This is a genomic window from Methanosarcina acetivorans C2A, assembly GCF_000007345.1.
Lineage (GTDB): Archaea > Halobacteriota > Methanosarcinia > Methanosarcinales > Methanosarcinaceae > Methanosarcina > Methanosarcina acetivorans.
In genome coordinates this window covers 1,412,072-1,432,832 of record NC_003552.1, presented here as the reverse complement: position 1 = coordinate 1,432,832, position 20,761 = coordinate 1,412,072, and the positions used below count along the sequence as shown (strand labels likewise).

Here is a 20,761-nt window from a genome sequence, read left to right as displayed (position 1 = left end):
GATGGGCTACGGATCAAATCCGGCAAAAATACACAGGACTTACGTACTTGAGAAACTAAATCAAACTCGAAAAGCACTGAGATTAAAAGCTGTCTCCAGATGTTTCAGTTAAAATTTATTGGTTTTTCATTCAACTGCGTAAGTCCCATACTTTTAAACTGAAACAAATAAAGGGCAAGACCCTCTGGTTAATCCCCAACAACTCGCACAGAGCTTTCATATCTGATTGAAGGTAGCTTCCTTTATCCCTTATGAAAAAGTGCAAACTTCACGAGCATGTGGGATTAACCAGTTCGGCTTTATTAAAATTTGTTTTCTTGATTGTGAATCCAACAGACTAATTCTTCATGAATTTCTCCCAAAGTACCTTTGTTTCGTGTGACTACAGCGCGTAGTTACTGCGCTTCCAGGTTAAACAATTTGCCAGATTCTACCGAGTTTTCTTTGGCTGTCATCCACTGCGGAGTTATTCGATAAACCGAAACTGCATTCCCATCAAGTGAAGATCTATACTTCTCAATAAAGGTGCTGGTCAAGGGGTTACTGTAGTACTTCGGCATATATTTGTCAACCAGTTTCTGGAGAGCCTCAGCAGCTTCTTCCTGGTCAATCACTTTTTCACTTTCCAAAAAGCATTACGCTCATATATGCCGTATCAGCGTGACAGGGCACCGGGTCAGTCACGATACCCTGTTCCCTATATATTGTAAAACAAACAGGTGGATTTTGGGAAAGAAGATCTTCTTTCTTACCTGAACCCGTTCCACGAAAATAAACAGAACCGTTGTGCCATACATAGCTCATCGGAACAGCATCCTCAAAACAGGGAAATAGACTGTTTTTTTGCCACAAAGGAATCGAAAGAAATAATTTATTGAAAAATTAGTACAGTCAGCCGGAAATGAATATCCATCCAAGAGAAAGTCTCAGTTCTGAAGGCCTTCTTGGGATCAACTCGTTTATTGATCCAGTTTGTCGAGAGTTACAACTCCTTACTTTGTTGTTTTCAAGATTAAGAGCTATTTTTTTGCGACCTAAACTCAGAGGCCTCAGACCTTTCCTCTTATGATAAATTCTGATATGGAAGAGATACGCGCATATTTTGTGATAATGTTTGCAGAGTATTCGAGTTCCACACGAATAAAAAAATATTTATATGATTACTAGGAAATAGGTAACCGTTTTCCTATAATATATGAAGCGTGAAAATTCGAAAAACGCTACAAAAACGCAGGAATTATTAAATAACCATGTTCGACAGCGTTTTTCAATTTCTCATAAGATAGGACATCGACTTGCATTATGTTTATTCGAACATAACAACTATATACTCAAAAGTTTGTCAGGTATCTCTATGGGTGGAAAAATAGGTACAACATTGATACTTTATCTTCTGGTTCTAGTTGTTGCTTTCAGTGGATGTGCAGGAAATGCAGATCAACAGGTTGTTCCGAACTCAAGCACTGTGCATATCACCGACATGCTGGGCAGGCAATTAACCGTGCCTGCGGAAATATCCTCGACTATAGGTACTTCTTCGCCTTCCACCATCCTTGTGTATATGCTCGCCCCGGAGAAACTTGCGGGCTGGAACTCCAAACAAAATCTCACCCAACCCTTCATGGATGAGAATTACTCAAACCTGCCTGTAATAGGAAACTGGTTAGGATCCAAAACCGGAAATTATGAAACCATTATCGAAATGCATCCTGATATTGTTATTGAAAGTACCTCCACGGAAGGACAAATCAATGAAGCCATAGAACGCAGGCAGGAAAGTCTTGGCAGAATCCCGGTGGTGGTTATTGATGATTCTATTCTCCTTGTGACACAATCCGATCCCACTATCGAATATACGGGTAAGCTGCTCGATTGTGAAGCCAGGGCCGAAAAACTGATCGAGTTCCGCAGTTCAATCCTCAACGAGATCAACAGCACTGTAAAAGACATTCCCGAAGATGAAAAAGTACGGGTTTACTATGCCGAAGGCCCGAAAGGCCTGATGACCGACCCTTCGGGTTCTCCACACTCCCAGCTCATTGATATCTGCGGGGGCATCAATGTTGCCGACTGCCCCCTCAAGTCCGGAACCGGCATGACCCAGGTTTCAATAGAACAGGTCATGGACTGGAACCCTGAGATAATTATCACTTCCAATCCGCAGTTTTACGCATCCGTATATTCTGACTCTCTATGGACAAGTGTGGATGCTGTCCGGAACAAACGGGTATACCTTGCCCCTCAGAATCCTTTCTGCTGGATCGATAGGCCCCAGGGTCCTCACCTCATAATAGGGACTGCCTGGACTGCAAAAATGCTGTATCCGGATCTTTTTGCAGATACGGACCTCTCCGGGCTGACCCGTGAGTTCTACTCGGAATTCTTCCACTATGAGCTCACGGATGAAGAACTGGATATGCTCCTTAACCCTCAGGCAGGGACCTGAACATGAGCGAGAAGGGAAAATTTCCGGTTTTGATCCCGGAAACCGGGTTCTTTGGATCCTTATATACCGGAGCTCATGTAGAAACCGACGCTATCGGAAATATCCATTGCGGCAGCAGATTCCATAATACCATGTCCGACAAACGAGGTCTTCAGGTCAGGAGGTTGCATAGTAATGGAATTTTTTTTGCGAAATAAAAAAGAATTTGAGCTGCCTGTATTGACACTTCTGGCGATTGTACTTATCTTAACATTTTTCATTTCTGTATATATAGGAAGATACACGATTACCCCGGGTCAGCTAATAATGGCAGTGGCAGGCAAAATTGCAAATGTTGATTACACTTTGCCTGATACGGCTGACACGATTCTGTTTAAGGTAAGACTGCCAAGGATAATTGCCGCGATACTTATCGGTGCCAACCTGGCTACTGCAGGAGCCGCGTATCAGGGAATGTTTAAAAATCCAATGGTATCTCCGGACATCCTGGGAGCGTCACATGGAGCCGGATTTGGAGCAGCAGTAGCAATATTACTTTCATTTGGAACTGCCGGCATACAGATGTCTTCATTATTATTCGGACTCGGAGCCGTTCTACTCAGTTACACCATAAGTAAAATTGTAGGGCATGGAGATAATGCGACACTGACAATGGTTTTGACCGGAATGGTTGTTTCGACAATGTTCGCGGCATTTACCTCAATGACGAAATATGTTGCCGATACGGACGAAAAGCTGCCTGCCATAACATTCTGGCTAATGGGAAGTCTGGCATCGATAACAAGAAAAGATGTCCTCATTTTGTTGATCCCGACCGTATTGGGTATGATCCCCTTATTATTTTTAAGATGGAAACTGAATGTTTTGGCCTTTGGGGATGAAGAGGCACAGGCGATGGGAGTGGATACAAAAAAAGTGAGGTCAATAATTATTTTTTCTTCCACGCTACTTGTCGCATCATCCGTTTCGATAAGCGGAATGATTGGCTGGATAGGGCTTATTGTTCCTCATATCGCAAGACAGTTTGTCGGACCCAATTACAAACACCTTCTTTTTGCATCCATGTTTGTGGGCGGTTCGTTTCTGTTGATTGTTGATGACGTTGCAAGAAACGCTTTCTCAGCAGAAATACCACTGGGGATATTAACAGCACTTCTAGGAGCGCCGTTTTTCCTGTATCTTTTACTAAAAGAAAGGAGGAAAGCAAAATGGAACTGAAAGTTGTCAATGCCAATTGCGGTTATGGGAAAAAAACAATTGTCAGCAATATTTCGATGAAAATCAAATCCGGGGAAATTATGTGCCTTTTGGGTCCAAACGGTGTGGGGAAAACAACCCTGTTCAAAACTATTTTAGGCCTTCTGGCACTGCAAAGTGGAGAAATTCTCCTGGACGGGGAGAACGTGAAGAAATGGTCAAAAAAAGACTTTGCAAAGGTAATAGGGTATGTCCCGCAGGCCCATACCCCTCCATTTCCGTTTACCGTTTTAGAGGTTGTGCTTATGGGACGAACCCCATACTTAGGGGCCTGTGCCTCTCCGACAAAAAAAGATACCGTAATTGCGGAAGAGAACCTGGATTTGCTCGGAATTACATACCTGAAGGATAAAGTGTATACGGATATCAGCGGGGGGGAAAGGCAGATGGTCCTTATTGCAAGAGCCCTTGCCCAACAGCCAAAAATTTTATTTATGGATGAGCCCACTTCAAACCTCGATTACGGCAATCAGGTAAGGGTTCTGGAAAGAATAGTTACTCTGGCAAAGACGGGCCTGGGTGTGATAATGACATCACATTCACCGGATCACGCTTTTCTCTGCTCGACGAAAGTAGCACTTTTACAAAGAAACGGGATCTTTGAAATTGGGGCTGCCCACGAAATAGTAACCGAAAACAACCTGCGCTCCGCATATGGAGTTGACATAATGGTTGCAAGTGTTACTGGCAAAAATGGCGATTCAATTAAAACCTGTATTCCGATGCTGAGCTGATGTTCAATTTATACCACAAAAAGGGAGCTGCAACTACGAAGCTGCAACTACGATTATCAATAATCATCATGGAGAAATTTAATATGAAAACAATAAAAATAACGCTAGTTCTGCTTATTTTGCTGCCCTGCCTGCTGATAAGCGGATGTTTACAGCAAACAAATGATGTGGTAGAAACATCAGCCGAAACACCCACAGTAAAAGGCACAGGGCAGGAAACTGACGCGGAGGCGGAAACCAGAACCATAACGGATATGGACGGAGTGGTGTGGACAATTCCGAAGGAAGTAAAAAGCGTAGTAGCAAACGGAGCGGGAAATCAGATCGTGTTTATGGTCGGAGGCGCTGACAAGCTGGTCGGAACAGCTTCTGTCGTTCAACAGAACGAAATGTTCGTAAAGATATATCCCCGAATTACTGAAGTAGAAACCATCTTTGTTACAGGCCAGGATGTCAACTTTGAAGAATTGGTCAAATTAGATCCGGATGTTATCATTGGAAATCTTGATGACGCCGAAGAATACGGACTTGTTGATCTGGACATAAGAAACCAGAGTCCGGAAGACATTAAAAAAGAGGTTTTGCTTGTAGGCGACCTGTTTGGAGAAGAAGAATATAAAAAAGCTGAGGAGTTCTGCAATTATTATGACGGGAATTTAAATTATGTTACGGAAAGAACAAAAAACCTTACTGATGAAGAAAAAGTAAAAGTATTCGTTGCCGGAGCGGATATTCTTTCCACCGAGGGGATCGGTTCGATCACTACCTCATGGATTGAAAATGCCGGAGGAATAAATGTTGCGGCCGAAGCCGGAGTCAAAGAACGCGGCACTATCTCAATGGAAGATCTGATTACGCAGAATCCCGATATCATAGTAACAAGGGATAGCAAGACAAAGGAGGAACTGCTGACAAACGATCAGTATCATGATATCTCCGCGGTTAAAACCGGAAAGATCTATGTCAACCCAAAAGGCGTTTACCTGTGGGGAGTAAGAAGCGCAGAGACGGCGATGCAAACACTGTGGTCGGCAAAAATTACCCATCCCGAACTTTTCGAAGACCTGGATATGAATGCTGAGACAAGAAAGTTTTATTCTACATTTTACAATTATGAATTAAGTGAAGAGGAGCTGGACTTAATATTAAACCCCCAATGAAGGAATTAATTTATGTACCCTGCCTTCTGCAGATGTTTTCGAAAAAACGACACCTCCAATCGTGAATAATCTCATATGAGGTTATCAAATTAATCGGTAAAAAGAATACGAAAATCAAAACTACCAGCACCGAACGGAGGAAACTAATTAAGAAGGTATGAACCCTCTTAATTAATTTCTCAAAAATTTTTCATCCGGTTGGAACCCTGGACATTTTCAGTATATTGAATCAGGAGTTCACTAGCTTTGGAAACTCAATATCTGTATTCCACTGTGAAAGTGACTTTTTTCGAACCATCCGATGGCACGGTCACTTCCCATTCGACAGTATAAGCATCCGTCTTTTCAGAACTATCGGAACTTGTGATAATTTCCCAGTCACCATAGAAATGTTCCACAATCCTGACTGTCTGGGCTTCGGATTTATGGTTCTTTAATTCAACCTCATAACTTTGCCGCCGGACATCATTGCTTACCTTGTCGTAGTCGGTTTGAGTCCTTGTGGCAGTAACATCAAAGGAATCTCCGACAACAACTTCGACATCCTCGTCTTTAGGGGTGTGGTCTATACTGTCTTCTCCGAGGAACTGGAGCTGCCCATCGGAATCGCTTTTATAGACCCTCACAACTCCGGCAGGGAGAGGCATTCCAAGACCCTTTTCCTCGGAATTCTCGAGGTTCAGGACTGCCTGGACATTCTCGCTTTTTGAAACGTCAAAGATAAGTTCCTTTTCCACGGGCACGGAATCCGCAGAGAGCAGGGAAATCTGCTTTACCTGATTATTTTTCAGGGTAGCCGTCCTTTCAAGAGTATAAAGGTGGTACTCAAAGAGGGACTCTTCAACAAAACTACCCTTTCCCCCATCATACGCTACTTCTTCTTCTGTCTCAACCACATAATCATAGTACATAGGCTGAGGTACAGTTACGCGGTGGACTTCTCCTGCAACAAGCTTCAACCTGGCATCCTCATAGGTGGTCCCTGCCTCATTGTCAATACTGACCCAGCCCTGGATGTCAGCCTTTGTATCATCCGCATTCGTCTTCACGATGTAATCCGCATTCCAGCTCATGCCGCCCGTAAGATAGGAAGTAAGGACATCCCGGCTGCCTGCAACAGGGGAATAAACCTGCCAGACCAGGGTTGGCTTTGTAAGCAGCCCTGCAGAGTCAGGAAACTCGAATTTTGAGACTTCGGAAAGGCTTACTACCTTTCCGTCGCTTAACTGGAGCACAACCCCGCCGTCATGGCTGAGAAGCGTGCCTGTATAGGTCTCTCCTTCCTTTTCAGTTGCAGTGATCTCCTTTCCAAGGAATTTGTCCAGCAGCTTGTAACTGCTTACCAGGTCATACTCATAGTTCTGTTCAAGCACTGCAGTATTTTTGTTTTTTGTATCCTCAAACATAACCGAGGTAGGGTCAATGAGGGCGGCAACGTCCATATACTCAACGCTGTTGACCCCGGTCTTCAAATCGAGAGACCTGCGTTCTTTCACAAGAGCCAGGTTATCGTTGTAGACCGTAACTTCGGTGCTGGAATCAGTAACTGCGGCTCCGGCAGTAAGGAACTCCAGAGGATTTGAAGGTTCTACCTTTGTGATTACACTGGAAGAGGACTCAATCCCGTTCACAGCGATTTCCTGCTCATCAGCCTGAACCGTTTCCCTGGTAGAGCCGGGATAGGCAAACGCTGCGGTTGTGGCTATAATCCCTACAAAAAACAGAGCAAGCCATGGATAACTTTTTTTCGTTCTCATAACAGAAAATAGAACACTGTTTTATTTATATGTGACTTTAACTGCGGATTCACTCGCAGTTATCCCTCATCGGCTCAGATTTTTCGAAGCCAGAAGATACTGAAAAATAAATAGTCCTCAAAAATTAAAGAAATATCCGGTGGTTCACAGTTATAATAATATAGACCAAGACAGAATATAGAAATTAAGATAGATAAGAAGAAGACAGATGTTAAGATAGTTGCTAAAATGTTGCTAAAACAGCTGTTAAAATGGTTGCTAAAATAGCTGTTAAAATGATACCAGAATATATGCCAGTTACTCCCCACAAAACTAAAGGACTCGTTTTCATGAAAACTATTGAAACTTTTAAAGTAAAAAACCGGATCAAAAGCTCAAGTCTTACCTCCGGTTTTATATTTCTTCTATTTTTTGCTGTCACAGTACTGCCGGTTTCAGCCTCCGGAATCGAGGCGAGCAGGGAGCTTTCTGCAGGAACGGTTTATGCAGGCGAAACCTTTACAGTAACCGTGAATATAAAAGCAGCCCAGTACATTGAAGCCCCTACGCTTGATGAAAACCTTCCCGCCGGATGGGATGTAACCGTAATTGAAAATAACGGGGCTACATTCCAGAATTCCGAAACTTTCAAAGCGTCTACCCTGGAATGGATCTGGGTAGAGAACCTCCAGGCGGGAGGGAAAAAAACCGTAGAGTATAGGGTTACAGTGCCATCAAATACTGAACCCGGAAATTTCACAATCTCAGGTAATGTTTCGGCATATTCAATCTCCGCGGTGCCTGTTACGGGAGCTTCGGAAATAATAGTCACATACCCTTCTCCTGAAGCCGAATTTTCCGCAACCCCCCTCTCAGGCAATGTGTCTCTTGCAGTCCAGTTCACGGATCTGAGTACGAATAACCCGGATTCCTGGCAATGGGACCTTAACGGAAACGGAAGCATCGACTCTACAGATAAAAATCCGACATGGATCTATGAAACGCCGGGAACCTATACTGTCACCCTCACAGCAAGCAACAGTACCTACGGAAACGATACCGAGACAAAAACAGGCTTTATTACAGTCACTGAAGAAGCCTCGTCTTCCGAAGGAAGTAGCAGTAGAAGCAGCGGAAGCAGCGGAGGGGGAGGAGGAGGAGGGGGAGGCTCTCCGGAATCAAGCCGAAACGTAGAGCTTAAAGAGGTTGCAAATGAACAGGTCTTCAAAGGAATCCACACCTGCTACACCTTCCAAGGGGAAACAAACGAGATCGTTAGTATTGAGTTTGATCCGAAAAAGAACTTCGGGAAAACAACCACAATTGTGGAAATGCTGAAGAACACATCCTCAATAGTGGAAGAACCTGCCCCCGGAACCGTCTACAAGAACCTGAATATCTGGGTCGGAAACAGTGGCTTTTCAAGTTCCGATAACCTTGAAAATGCCCGGATAAACTTCAGGGTAAACGGGACCTGGCTTTCCGAAAACCGCATAAGTGAAACCACAATGACCCTGTACAGGTACAGTGATGACACCTGGAACGCCCTCCCCACTAACCTGACTGGAGAGGATCAGAATTACTTCTACTTTAGTTCAGAAACCCCAGGATTTTCTCCATTTGCGATTGCAGGGCCTGAAAAAGATACTCAGGTAATAGAGATAACTCCAATTAGAAATAAAGAAAATAATATAATGAGTACAGGAGAAACATCTAAAGAAGATGAAGAAAACCTGGCCTCAGATAACGAAAAAACCGATGAGGATTCCCCGGGAGCCGGTATTTCTTTTGCAGCAGCCGGACTTCTGGCATCGTATGCAGCCCTGAAGAAAAAGAAGATAAAATAAATCTCTAAAGACCTGGGGAGGTTCGGAGAAACCTTCCTTTCGATCTACTATTTTTTTCTTCTCCATTCTTAATTTCGAGTAATTTCGATTTAGTATTTAGGAAAGCCTTTCCGGTCCTCCTTTTACAAAAAAAGACCTGAACCAATTAAGCGGCACACTGGACTGGTATGGAATAACGGAAAACAACCTTAAATCGCGATGCCCCACTGATTGCAATCCGCCTGAATAACGGGTTGGTTGTTTCCTTTTCGTTGTTGGCTAAGCACGATCTGTTCGAATATCACAGGAACTCAGCCCACCAACAACCAGATCGAGAAAATGGTCGACGTCCTCTTTCTTTGTGGCAGACTCGTAATAGCCTGCCGTAAGAGTCAGTACCTCATTATATGTTGAAGCCCCTAGCATAAAGGCAGGAGCATGGAAGGCTGGAGTGACCACGTAAGCGTCTTCAGCTTCTACTTCTCCAAAAAAAAGCGGAGTTGGGCTGATTACTCCTAAATTGGTGAGCATAGGGGAAGATTTTCCGCTTACCAGAGATGTTTGCCACTCTTTTTTAACCGTTTCCAGGACTTCCTGAGAATTCATTCCGCGCATTAATTCGCAGGCAAGAGCACTTTGCATACCTGGAAAGTGAATTTTAATTCTTTTCATGGCGAGTACAACCCTTTCCAGTGTGGAAGTAAAGGATTCGCATTTTATCCCGGGAAGTCTCAAACTCTCGATCCCGGATAAGTTGGAGATGGATATATTTTCTTCTTCTGGCAAATAACGGCGTAAGTCCACGGTAAACTGGATTTCCATTGGAGCATAAAGTTTAGGTTCTATCATGTCAAATAGCGCTCGAAAATAAGCTGTCAGGATAATATCGTTTATTGTTGCTCCGTGGGCCCTTGCATAGGCCGCAATGTTCCGAAAATTTCCGGAAGGGATTCGAGTTACAGAGAATTGCATCGATTCCTGCTCTGCAGATCGCTGCCAGGGAAAAGCCCATGTAGGCTCCGTTTCCTCAGGAATGAGAGAAGATTTGAGTTCAGTTATTCCCTGGGCTTCAAGCACAGCACTCTGGTCTCTTTTTCCCTGCACATTCGGTTCGGGTTCAAAAGAAGGATCTCTGCAAAGCTTAGTATATAAGCCAGCCAGCAGTTTAAGGTATTCTCTGGCGCTCCTGCCATCGCAACAGGCATGGTTGAGCTTGATGCACAGGGTGTCTTCCTGACAGTAGCGCAGCAGGAGCGCCAGTATCTGCGGGTCAAGGTCCATATTCAAAGGTTCAAGCAGAAACTTCATAACCGAATCTTCCCTGTCCTTAGTCTCTTCCAGCCTGCACCAGGAAATTTTTTCCGGATCAAAAAGGCGCTGCCAGAATGGGCTGTTTTCCCTTTCTACAAAAAAGCAGCCCAGAACAGGCTCGGCATCAATAGAGAGTCTTACAGCCCGGGCCAGTTTCGCCTCATCCAGCTTATCTTTAAAATGTATTACAGCCTGAAGAGTATGATTTGAAATCCCATAACGAGCCGCATAATTAAACATATCCTGCGATGTGACGGGCATCGTTTGGGGAATATTTTGAGACTTCATTTCCAAACATACCTTTTTACCTATACCCGCATTTTTCAAGCCAGGTAAGGGATCGGATCCATTCCCCTTTTGGCTCCCTTGAGGTGCCAACGACCAGCCGCTTTATGTCTCCGACTTCTTCGACCACCCCGCGGGCTTCTATTGTCTCTCCGGGGAGAGCCTGGCCTGCATAGGTATGGGTGTAGGAGAGTACATGGTCGATCTCGTCGTGTTCCACTTTGTAGTAAGCAGGGCTGTCAAAGGCAAAGTCAGCGTTTGTGACCTCGGCTTCTATTTTCATTTTGACCGTATCTTTTCCCCGCAGGAGAGGCTCTTTAATCTGGTCCCATTCCCGCACGAAGAGGAGGTCAAAATAAGTGCCTTCGACCATGCCGCGGTTGCCTTTCCTGGACTCATGAAGCATGAATTCGTCAAAAGAAATCTCAGGGATTCTTTTCCTGTAGATCCTCTGCCACATCGCCTCATCGATTTCTTCAATGGGGCCCTCCTGCTGTTTTGCAATGGTTATGGCATCCCTTGCCCTGAACCACATGGGACCGTAGACAACAAAATCAATATCAGAACTCTCATTCTGCAGACCTGCAAGCATAGAACCCGTAACGCCCATGCTTGTCCAGGGAATTCCGGCCAGGTCAAGCACCTTTACGATCGCCCTTACCCGGCTGTCGGAATTTACGAGTTCGGGGATTACATCCGAGGGGCGCAGCACCTTTTTTACTTCGGACTCAGGGACAACATGCACGTCCCGGACCCACTCAGGCCTGTTTTGTTTCATAAATTCGAAAGCAGGGCCGAAATCGTATTTTTTGTATCTTTTCCCGTTTAACTCCCTCTCCCCGGTTTCATCCAGAACGTAGCGGAGTGTAGCTCTTATTCCATCGCTACGGAAGTAGTCCGAAACCGCAAAAAGCCAGTCGTCTTTTGTAAGAAGAAAATCTCTCAGGCGTGTTTTGAGCATTTGTACCATCCCTGTAAATATGAAGAGTATTCGGGTCTACTGAAACTTATTAACTGCCGCAGATTATCGTTCAGTTAAGAACATTTAAGAACATTTTTAGTTGCAATTAAGAGCACTGTTTTTAAGTTAGAACACTTTTGATTTCAATCAAAAACAACATTAATTGCAGCCAGAATAATTTTGATTTCAATCAAAAACACTATTAATGTAGCTAAGAGCACTTTATAATAACATTAAAGTGACTTCATAATGACAGTAATAACGTACTTAAAAAGACAGGTTAATAACCCTTCAACTGCCAATCCTTTAACTGCCGTTATTCAAAATTAACAGCAGGATAAAATGTATTGTGCCATTAATGTATTTAACTGTCAGTGTCTTAATTCCTGATTAATGGGGAAGAAAATGGAGTAATGCATACCTGGACTAATATATACATGGATCAATATATATTGAAGAAGTAAAAAAATATCGAATATATCGAAAATAAATGGAAGAAACTGCATATGCAGAAAATCCGAGGTAATACGTTTGAGAGAGGACCCGAGCGCAGAAACGTTTGAAGCCTGGATTATCCGGCTGAGGCGAGAATTTCACCGATATCCCGAACTCAGTTTCGAAGAATATGAAACCCAGAAACGAATCCTGAAAATCCTTGAAGAACTGGGAATAGAAGCCAGGAAAATTGCGGACACCGGCGTGCTTGCAAGTATAAAGGGCACGATGCCCGGACCCTGCATTGCCCTGAGGACGGATACCGACGGCCTGCAGGTGCAGGAAGAATTCACAGAAAGAAACGAAGGCTATATTTCCAGAAACGACGGGGTAATGCATGCCTGCGGGCATGATGGGCATATGGCAATGCTTTTTGGGGCTGCCCGGCTTTTTGTAGAAAATCGGGACTTTCCGGGGGAAGTCCGCCTGATCTTCCAGCCTGCAGAGGAGATCCCTCCGGGTGGTTCGGAGAGAGTTATTGCCGAAGGAGGGCTAAAAGGCGTGGATGCGGTTATGGGCATGCACATCTTTACCAACCACGAATCCGGAAGCGTGGGTTTTCGCCCGGGGCCTTTTATGGCAAGCACAAACCGTTTTGAAATCGTCTTTAAAGGAAAGGGAGGCCATATCTCAAAACCCGAAAGCTGCATCGACCCCGTCCGGATGGCAACGGACTTCATAAGCAGCATCTACCCAGCCCTTGAAAAACAGCTTGAACCTGATAAGTATGTCCTGGGAGTAGGCAGGATTCAGGGAGGAGCCCAGTTCAACAGGACCCCTGACAGAGTGGAGGCTCTCGGGAGCTACCGGACATTTGACAGCAGGACTACAGAAATCATCGACCTGACAATAAAAGAGTGCCTTGAAAGGATAAAGGAAAGATACGTAAAACCCGGAGAGGAGTTTGCAGGGCTTCCGGATTACGAACTTGATGTCCTTCACGGGTACCCGGTCCTGGTAAATGACCCGGTTTTCACAGATGCGGTTAACTTAAAACTGCAGGAAAGCTTCCCTGAGCTCACAATCTATCCGGAACTTGAAAAGACCTTTGCTGCCGAAGACTTTGCAAGCTATCTGCGGGTAGTGCCCGGCATCTTTATTTCCCTTGGCACTCTGAACCAGAAAGAAAGAATTGTGGAGATCAACCACTCGTCTACTTTCGATATTGATGAAAAAATCCTGCGCACAGGCACTGAAATTTTCTACACCATTTCCCTGGATTTCCTGAAGCACCCCGAAAAATACCTCGACCCTCAATCAAAGGAGAAAACAAATGATAATCCAGAGCTACGATGAATCCAGAAAGGAAGAAGTCCGTGACGTCGTCCTGGAAGTTCTGCTGGAACACGGCTTTGCGTACGACAGGCTTAAAGATTCTGACCTGAATGACATCAACGGCTACTATTTTGCAAAAGGAGGAACCTTTTTTGTAGGCCTGGCCGACGGCAGGGTGGTGGGCACGGCAGGAGTGCGCAAACTTGAAGGAAAACGCTGCGAAATCAGGCGCATCTACCTCAAAGAGAACTTCAGGGGCAAAGGGAACGGAAAAAAGCTTTTTCTGGCAGCCCTGGATTTCGCCGAAAAAAATTGTTCAGGTGTCGTGCTCAAAACCGATTCGACCCTTAAAAAAGCGATAGGCATGTATCTCAAGCACGGCTTTACTTTTTTAAAAGAAGAAAAAGGGTACCTGTACTATGAGAAAGAGTTTTAAAAAAACTTTCCAGATAAAGCAGGTATGAAATAACTGTTTTATTCTCCCGGTAAGGCACAGATACCGCCCTCGCTTTTCTCAAGGGCTTGCAGATATTCAAGCACAGCAAGCACAAAAGCTGAATGGGACCAGGCAAGCGGAAGTACAGAAAGGGGCCTGCCCCTATCATCCACCTGTTCTGACATAAGGCCTGTTGGATGGGCGTGATCAGCACACCACTCCAGAAGCTCGAGGGCTCTTTCCAGGTTTCCTATTGCAGAGTGCCACTGGGAAAGCCAGAGAGTACAGATTATCCAGCTGTTCATGTAGCCATAGTAACTGTCATGGAGATATCTGGCAATTCCGCCTGAGGGGCGCAGTAATTCACGCTCAATTGCTTCCATTGTCCGGACTACCCGGAGATCATCGGGGGGAAGGACCCCAAAGTACCAGACTGCAAATAAGGAGGAATCAAGGGTTGCTTCTTCCAGGGAACGCCGGAAACGTTTGAGTTTATTGTCATAAAGCCTCTTAATAATTTCCTCCTTTACCCGATCCGCAGCCCCTTTCCAGATGTCTGCATTGCCGTAATCTCCAAGGGAACGAGCGAGTTCACAGGCTCCCCTGAGCCCTGCATAGACCGTGCAGGCACTGTAGGTATGTACACCTTTTCGCTCTTCCCAGAGATCAAAACTCGGGATAGGAAGACCTGTCTCCTTTTCAATTGCTTTTGTCAGGTAATTAGCTGCAGGAATTACAAGACACCTATAATACCTGCCTGTAGTCCATACACTCCTTGCAATCTCCCAGTTGTTGTAAAGGGCATAGAGGGGAAGACCTGTCTCATCAATCTGGACCATGGGCACAGGATGCCAGGTGCTCCCGAAATCTCCTGCAGGCGTATATTTGTGAAGGAAGTTGCCCCTGGGAGTGAGGGTTTTTGAAAAGAATTCAAATGTCTCGGCACTCAGATGGTGATACCGTGCCCGATCGAGAGCAAGGCAGACCCAGGCGGCATCTCTGGGCCAGCAGTATGTATAGAGATCTGCTCCAAACTGTTTAATATCCGAATCGCAGGATGCGATTACTGAACCCTTGATATCCATATGTGCTACAGCCGTGAGGAGACTTCTATAGAAGCATTTTATGACCTTTTCCGGAAGCTGCGGCATCCAGGCATATTCGGGAAGCACGGATACCCGTTCGATAAATGAGCGCCAGAAGTTGAAATTGTAGTGGAAAATGTCCCTTTTTCCGAATTCTGTTACCCTCTTATGGATTTTAAGTACACTGCAGTAATTTTTCCCGAGAACGATCCAGTAATGAACCCTTGTTGTCTCCCCAGGTTTTAGTTCGGGCAGGGTCCAGCCCAGAGTGGAATCCACAGAGCCGTGCGCCACAGGGTTTCCACTCAGATTCGCATCTATTTCCATGTCTTTCCAGGTACCTTCAAGCCCCTTCCACTCAGCTGTTCCTACAGCATGCTGGTCAAAAGCAGGTTCACTTGCATGCAGGAAATAGCGGTCGCGTTTGTAATGGATAAGGGTATGCTTATCAATTACAGCAGTTTCTCCGATCTTATGCTCGAGGATCCTGTAATTCTGGTTGGAAAAAAGGCGGAGGCGCCTTGAGGAGTTGGAGATATTCCTGACTTCGAATGTTCTGTAGAAAATATTCACAGATGGGTGGACCGTCTCCCATACAGTAATTCTGAGCCCAAGCTCAGAATTTTCAAAAACAGTTTCCCCGATATTGGAGACTACTCCTTTGCAGACTTCAGGCACTCCTTCACCGCTTTTTTCCTTTTCATTCCCTTCCCCGACTTTGTCTTCTTCATGTTTTCCTGAGCTTTCAAGAATCCTGCGACAAAACTCCACCCCGAACTCTGGCTTATACCGCTGCCGGATCTTCCAGTTTTCAAGCCAGCTGCAGTAAAGGGAATCAAGGTCACATACACCGACCTTTATCGAGTTCCCGTGGTTCTCAAGCCCTACATATGGGAAATAGACGTCCCTTATAGTCCCTTTCTCATCTTCACAAATCAGGATTTTTCCATTCCCGAATATCAGCGGCCTAATTCCGGACACCTCCGACTCTTTATTATATCATTTTTCATTTTAGTTTATAAGTTCGAATGTATTCTGTGACTTATAGCTCAATTCCGTGATTTCGCATTCTATTCTGTAATTTTGAGTCATATTCTGTAATTTTGAGTCATATTCTGCACTTCAAATTATATTCAATAATTTCAAGTCAGATTCCATGATTTCAAATTATATTCTGAACTTTTCTTTGATTAAGTTATATCATAAGTAAGCAATGCAAACGTGATATGGTTATCAACGGAAACATGATATGGGTTACGGTTTACCCGGATTATTAGCCCTCACATGTAGAGCTTAATATTCTTTTTTGACTGTTTGTCCTGAACTATAAATAAACCTGTACCAGTCCCTGGAATTCATTAAAATTGAACCCCTCCCTTTACGGCTGCTTATGTAAAGGTTAAACCGTTTTAAAGGACGAAACCTCTTTTAAATTTTACTGTGGGCTGAACATGCTCAGGGTTTAAGTTTGAAAAATACATTTTTTTGCCTAAGTTGACCAGTAAAATCAGATAGATTTTCAAACTTAAGTTTCTATAATAGGACTTACACACTTGAGTACAAAATCAAGCACATTCGGCGTTGCAACCTGGTTATTGTCTTATACCGTTGAAGGTTTAATGCCATTGATTACTCGGTTCAACCGCGTAAGTCCTATATAAGAATTGAATATATTGTTGAAACATTTAAGGGGAAAGAAAGGTCCGGAAAAATAATTACTTTATACATAAAAACTGTTTTCTTCGGGGATTACATTGTGAAAAAAATGATGTTGACAACTGAAGGGCAGAAGAAATATAAAGTTACTGTTCACGATTGTGTTAAGTATTATTGGACCCACCCGTCAAAAAGAATTTAATTTCTTGTTAAAGATATATATAAATTTCATACGAAAGTTTATATCTAGTTGAGTTGTTGTTAGTATTGCATATAAAACTAAGTCTTTAAAGGAAGTATCCACATACGAAAATGTGCGTGTCTACTATGGTTTACGTAAAAAAAATATGCCCCGTTTGCGGGAAAGAATTCTTTGTCCTCAAGAGTGCTGAGGAAAAGGCAATATACTGCACTCTGGCATGCCTGGCAACAGCTCAGGAAAGATTTGAGCGCAGAGGCAGAGCCTTACCAAGCTTTAGCTGAGCATCCTAATTTAAGGCAAAAGAACTCTAAAAACTGAAAGGGAAAACACCCCGCAGAAGGGAACGTTTTTCCATACTTTTTTATTATTAAAGGTTTTTACTTTCCAGCGATTTTCTTTGCAATCAGAGTTACGTGCCTTCCCTGGTAACGAGCCATTGCAAGTTCGTTTTCTGACGGCTGGCGGCTCCCGTCTCCTCCGGCAATCGTGGAAACCCCATATGGGCTGCCTCCTGTGATTTCGTCCATCCTTGTCTGCCGCTTTTCCGAATACGGAAGACCCACGAGGATCATTCCGAGGTGAAGCAGGGTAACATGAAACGTGAGGATAGTGGATTCCTGCCCCCCATGCTGGGTTCCGCTAGAGGTAAAGACACTGCCTACCTTCCCTACAAAGGCATCCCTGTTCCACAGCCCTCCGAGACCGTCAAGGACTGCACGCATCTGGGCAGTCATATTTCCGTAACGGGTGGGGGTTCCGAAAATAAGCGCATCGGCCCCTGCAAGTACTTCCTCATTCATCTCCCTTGTCAGCACAGGGATGTGGGCAAAAAGTTTTTTTGTTTCTATTGCTCCCATCTTTTCCAGGACTTCTTCAGGAAGGGTTTCAGGCACCTGATATATCCCCACCTCAGCGCCTTCAACTTCCCTTGCCCCGGCAGCGACAGCTTCTGCCATCCTGTAGACATGGCCGTACATACTGTAGAATATAATGTTCACTTTAACCATTCGATCCCTCTGTCAAAAACCAGTTAAGAGTATATTCACTTTAACCATTCGATCCCTCTGTCAAAAACCAGTTAAGAGTATAATCAGGCTGTTTGAATTCCAACTCCATGCTGTTTGAATCCCAAATATCAAGCAATTTATTTCCCCAAATTTGTTTAAATGACCTGTGAGTTCCGGAAAACTCCAAAACCCTTCATAAAAAGAGTTTTCTGATACAATATATAGATTGCTAACAGAAACTGAAGCTTGTTAATAGAAGTCTGGATCTTTTTCTTCACTTTGTGTTTCAGCTCCTCCAATCCCCTGGCTTCAAACAGTACTGCAGGAAATATCCGGGAAGAATTAACTCCTGCTGCATGAGAAGTATCAAAATAGTTATTAGGAAATATGCTGTATAAGCAGGACATGCCCTCCCTTTCTGTCGTAATGCCTTCTATGAACGAGGAAGAAACTATCCGTATTTGCATACAGAAAGCTCAGACAATATTCAAAAACTATGGCATAGAAGGGGAAATAATCGTTGCTGACAATTCATCGGATAGAACCGCTGAGATTGCAGCGTCCATGGGTGCAAAGGTAATAGGCCCGATAAAGGGTTACGGGAATGCTTACCTCAAAGGGCTTGCCGAAGCAAAGGGAGATTATATTGCTATTGCAGATGCGGACAATACATACGACCTCCTTGAGCTTGATAAATTTCTGGATCCCCTTATGGCGGGAGAAGCAGATTTCATAATGGGCACAAGGCTTAAAGGAGAAATAAAAAAAGGAGCTATGCCCTGGCTGCACCAGTATATTGGGAACCCTATCCTGACTGCAATGCTCAATTTCCTTTTCAAAACAAAAATATCGGATGCACACTGCGGAATGAGGGCTTTTACGAAAGAATCCCTGGAAAAAATGAACCTTAAAACTCACGGCATGGAACTTGCATCCGAGATGATAATCGAAGCTGCAAGATGCGGGTTGAGGATTAAAGAAGTCCCCATTACCTATTACTCACGCAAAGCCCCCTCCAAGCTGCGCTCGTTTCAGGACGGCTGGCGGCATGTAAGGTTCATGATGCTATACAGGCCAGGCCCTTTCCTTTATATTCCCGGCGCTTTTGTGTTTGTCCTGGGTTTTCTCATAACTGCTTCCCTTTTGCTCACGGAAAATGCTGCATATAACCGGCTGCATTCATTTATTTTGGGCAGTATGCTCTTAATCATTGGCGGGCAAATACTGGCAACTGGCGGATATATGAAAACTTATGGCCTGATCCACGGCATGTATCGGGATGAAAAGGCAGGCAAGAAGCTACTCAGCTACCATTCCCTTGAAAGAGAACTGCTCGGAGGCTCCCTTATTCTGGCTTTAGGGCTCGTTATCGGGCTGAAAGTCGCCTATACATGGGTCATTTCCGGATACGGCTCCCTTAAAGAAGTAGAATCTGCAGTTATTTCAATGGTTCTGGCAGCAGTCGGGCTCCAGCTGATTTTCTCTGCAGTCTTTGTAAGCGTAATGCTTCTCGAAGTTGATACTGACTGGTAAAGTGATGCAATGAAAATTGCCTTCGTATATGATGCTGTATATCCCTGGGTCAAAGGGGGCGCAGAAATACGCATCTATGAACTGGGGAAGAGGCTTTCTTCACAGGGGCACGATGTGCACCTATTCGGAATTAAATGGTGGGAAGGCGAAGATGTTATTCGGCACGAAGGCATGACCCTTCACGGCGTCTGTCAAGCCCGGGAACTGTATGTAGACGGCAGGCGCTCAATTCCCGAAGCGCTCGTGTTTGCTGCAAAGCTGTTTCCACCCCTTATGAAAGAGAAATTTGACCTTATTGACGTAAGCGTATTTCCCTATTTTTCCTGTTTTACCGTAAAAGCCGTTTCAGTCCTGAAAAAGACTCCTGCAGTGTTCACCTGGCATGAGGCATGGGGAGATTACTGGTATGAATACCTTGGAAAAACAAAGGGTCTCCTCGGACTTTTAATCGAAAAAGCGGTTGCAAGAATCTCTAAGAATGATATTGCGGTTTCGGACTGGACAAAGGACAGGCTTGAAGCCCTAAAGGGAACGAACAGCAAGATAGCCGTCCTGCCTAACGGAGTTGACCTGAAGTTAATATCTGAGATCAAGCCTGCAGGGAAGGGGTCGTCGGACGCGCAGGGAGGCAAAATTTACGATGTTATCTTCGCAGGCAGGCTCATAAAAGAAAAAAATGTTGACGTTCTGATAAAAGCCATTTCCCTGTTAAAAAAAGATTTTCCCGAAATCTGCTGCTGTATTGTTGGAGACGGACCAGAAAGGAAAGCTCTGGAGAAACTCACCCGTGAGCTTGGGGTGCGAGAAAATGTGATATTTGAAGGGTTTCAGGAGTACAGGGCATTAATCGGAAAAATCAAGGCTTCAAAGGTGCTTGTGCTGCCTTCTTCAAGGGAGGGTTTCGGAATGGTCGTAATCGAAGCTTTTGCCTGCGGAGTGCCTGTAGTGACGGTTAGAGAAAAATATAACGCAGCACAGGGGCTTGTTGAAGATGGGGTTGAGGGGTTTGTTGTGAGGCTGGAGGGGAAGGAAATTGCAAAAGCCGTTGAAAAAATCCTTCAAATTGAGAATAATTATACGGAAATAGCATCCCACACTATCAAAAAAGCTGAAAATTTTGACTGGGATATACTATCTACAGAACTCCTTTTGAGTTACAAGAAATTATTATAACTAGTTTCCATTATTAATAGAACATTTCACTATTACAATAGAACAGCGACATGAGAAAAAGTTGGTTCCGGCCCTTACCAGGAGAGATTGATACAGATGTAATTGCTGCATATGTGGAGACATACGAAGTCAAAAATAAAGTTATTTTATATGTAAAAATGACTTAGTCCTCGATAAACGCTA

The 20,761-nt window shown here is 44.3% G+C and carries 16 protein-coding genes; 9 read left to right on the top strand and 7 right to left on the bottom strand.

Going from position 1 to position 20,761, the window contains the following annotated elements; all coding sequences use genetic code 11:
- Positions 1-395 precede the first annotated feature (395 nt).
- Both MA_RS28470 and MA_RS28465 read right to left on the bottom strand, forming a co-directional pair.
- A complete protein-coding gene (locus MA_RS28470; protein ID WP_226990779.1) occupies positions 396-629 on the bottom strand; it encodes a hypothetical protein in 234 nt (77 codons plus the stop codon).
- Positions 619-804 (bottom strand): pyridoxamine 5'-phosphate oxidase family protein, encoded by a 186-nt coding sequence (locus MA_RS28465; RefSeq protein ID WP_226990778.1) that lies wholly within the window; start codon positions 802-804, stop codon positions 619-621. Before MA_RS28465 ends, MA_RS28470 begins: the two co-directional genes overlap by 11 nt.
- 550 nt (positions 805-1,354) lie before the next feature.
- Here MA_RS28465 and MA_RS06245 point away from each other — a divergent pair.
- From MA_RS06245 to MA_RS06225, 4 genes are all read left to right on the top strand, one after another.
- A complete protein-coding gene (locus MA_RS06245) occupies positions 1,355-2,446 on the top strand; it encodes an iron ABC transporter substrate-binding protein (RefSeq protein ID WP_048065059.1) in 1,092 nt (363 codons plus the stop codon).
- A 174-nt stretch (positions 2,447-2,620) separates the two neighbouring features.
- Entirely contained in the window at positions 2,621-3,664 is a 1,044-nt protein-coding gene (locus MA_RS06235) for a FecCD family ABC transporter permease (protein WP_011021223.1), read from the top strand.
- A complete protein-coding gene (locus MA_RS06230; RefSeq protein ID WP_011021222.1) occupies positions 3,655-4,437 on the top strand; it encodes an ABC transporter ATP-binding protein in 783 nt (260 codons plus the stop codon). Before MA_RS06235 ends, MA_RS06230 begins: the two co-directional genes overlap by 10 nt.
- Before the next feature lie 83 nt (positions 4,438-4,520).
- Entirely contained in the window at positions 4,521-5,597 is a 1,077-nt protein-coding gene (locus MA_RS06225; protein WP_052279122.1) for an ABC transporter substrate-binding protein, read from the top strand.
- Between the two features lie 254 nt (positions 5,598-5,851).
- Here the strand turns inward: MA_RS06225 and MA_RS06220 are convergent, their stop codons facing one another.
- Complete coding sequence (locus tag MA_RS06220) at positions 5,852-7,354, bottom strand: DUF4139 domain-containing protein (protein ID WP_011021220.1); 1,503 nt, start codon at positions 7,352-7,354, stop codon at positions 5,852-5,854.
- 329 nt (positions 7,355-7,683) lie between these two features.
- Here MA_RS06220 and MA_RS06215 point away from each other — a divergent pair, with 329 nt between their 5' ends.
- Entirely contained in the window at positions 7,684-9,180 is a 1,497-nt protein-coding gene (locus MA_RS06215) for a PGF-pre-PGF domain-containing protein (protein WP_048066190.1), read from the top strand.
- A gap of 258 nt (positions 9,181-9,438) precedes the next feature.
- On the opposite strand, the gene MA_RS06210 is transcribed toward MA_RS06215, so the two are convergent.
- Positions 9,439-10,731, bottom strand: a complete 1,293-nt coding sequence (locus MA_RS06210) for a condensation domain-containing protein (protein WP_157860110.1) — start codon at positions 10,729-10,731, stop codon at positions 9,439-9,441.
- Between the two features lie 43 nt (positions 10,732-10,774).
- Complete coding sequence (locus MA_RS06205; RefSeq protein ID WP_048065056.1) at positions 10,775-11,716, bottom strand: nucleotidyltransferase domain-containing protein; 942 nt, start codon at positions 11,714-11,716, stop codon at positions 10,775-10,777.
- Positions 11,717-12,247: 531 nt separating this feature from the next.
- On the opposite strand from MA_RS06205, the gene MA_RS06200 reads away from it, so the two are divergent.
- Both MA_RS06200 and MA_RS06195 read left to right on the top strand, forming a co-directional pair.
- The gene (locus MA_RS06200) at positions 12,248-13,507 is read left to right on the top strand and encodes a M20 metallopeptidase family protein (protein WP_048065055.1); all 1,260 of its coding nucleotides are present in this window, start codon (positions 12,248-12,250) and stop codon (positions 13,505-13,507) included.
- Complete coding sequence (locus MA_RS06195) at positions 13,485-13,922, top strand: GNAT family N-acetyltransferase (RefSeq protein ID WP_011021215.1); 438 nt, start codon at positions 13,485-13,487, stop codon at positions 13,920-13,922. The genes MA_RS06200 and MA_RS06195 overlap by 23 nt, the downstream gene beginning before the upstream one ends.
- A 38-nt stretch (positions 13,923-13,960) precedes the next feature.
- Here the strand turns inward: MA_RS06195 and MA_RS06190 are convergent, their stop codons facing one another.
- Entirely contained in the window at positions 13,961-15,988 is a 2,028-nt protein-coding gene (locus MA_RS06190; protein ID WP_011021214.1) for a glycoside hydrolase family 15 protein, read from the bottom strand.
- A gap of 1,254 nt (positions 15,989-17,242) precedes the next feature.
- A complete protein-coding gene (gene wrbA / locus MA_RS06185) occupies positions 17,243-17,872 on the bottom strand; it encodes an NAD(P)H:quinone oxidoreductase type IV (protein WP_011021213.1) in 630 nt (209 codons plus the stop codon).
- Between the two features lie 387 nt (positions 17,873-18,259).
- Here wrbA and MA_RS06175 point away from each other — a divergent pair, with 387 nt between their 5' ends.
- Together MA_RS06175 and MA_RS06170 are read left to right on the top strand one after the other, a co-directional pair.
- Entirely contained in the window at positions 18,260-19,405 is a 1,146-nt protein-coding gene (locus MA_RS06175) for a glycosyltransferase family 2 protein (protein ID WP_011021211.1), read from the top strand.
- Positions 19,406-19,414: 9 nt separating this feature from the next.
- Positions 19,415-20,578, top strand: a complete 1,164-nt coding sequence (locus MA_RS06170) for a glycosyltransferase family 4 protein (protein WP_011021210.1) — start codon at positions 19,415-19,417, stop codon at positions 20,576-20,578.
- The last annotated feature ends 183 nt before the right edge of the window (positions 20,579-20,761 follow it).

Excerpts from the sequence above, each read along its gene's own strand:
- MA_RS28465 (WP_226990778.1), bottom strand. The coding sequence starts at position 804 with ATGAGCTATGTATGGCACAACGGTTCTGTTTATTTTCGTGGAACGGGT.
- MA_RS06245 (WP_048065059.1), top strand. The coding sequence starts at position 1,355 with ATGGGTGGAAAAATAGGTACAACATTGATACTTTATCTTCTGGTTCTA.
- MA_RS06235 (WP_011021223.1), top strand. The coding sequence starts at position 2,621 with ATGGAATTTTTTTTGCGAAATAAAAAAGAATTTGAGCTGCCTGTATTG.
- MA_RS06230 (WP_011021222.1), top strand. The coding sequence starts at position 3,655 with ATGGAACTGAAAGTTGTCAATGCCAATTGCGGTTATGGGAAAAAAACA.
- MA_RS06225 (WP_052279122.1), top strand. The coding sequence starts at position 4,521 with ATGAAAACAATAAAAATAACGCTAGTTCTGCTTATTTTGCTGCCCTGC.
- MA_RS06220 (WP_011021220.1), bottom strand. The coding sequence starts at position 7,354 with ATGAGAACGAAAAAAAGTTATCCATGGCTTGCTCTGTTTTTTGTAGGG.
- MA_RS06215 (WP_048066190.1), top strand. The coding sequence starts at position 7,684 with ATGAAAACTATTGAAACTTTTAAAGTAAAAAACCGGATCAAAAGCTCA.
- MA_RS06210 (WP_157860110.1), bottom strand. The coding sequence starts at position 10,731 with ATGCCCGTCACATCGCAGGATATGTTTAATTATGCGGCTCGTTATGGG.
- MA_RS06205 (WP_048065056.1), bottom strand. The coding sequence starts at position 11,716 with ATGCTCAAAACACGCCTGAGAGATTTTCTTCTTACAAAAGACGACTGG.
- MA_RS06195 (WP_011021215.1), top strand. The coding sequence starts at position 13,485 with ATGATAATCCAGAGCTACGATGAATCCAGAAAGGAAGAAGTCCGTGAC.
- wrbA (WP_011021213.1), bottom strand. The coding sequence starts at position 17,872 with ATGGTTAAAGTGAACATTATATTCTACAGTATGTACGGCCATGTCTAC.
- MA_RS06175 (WP_011021211.1), top strand. The coding sequence starts at position 18,260 with ATGCTGTATAAGCAGGACATGCCCTCCCTTTCTGTCGTAATGCCTTCT.
- MA_RS06170 (WP_011021210.1), top strand. The coding sequence starts at position 19,415 with ATGAAAATTGCCTTCGTATATGATGCTGTATATCCCTGGGTCAAAGGG.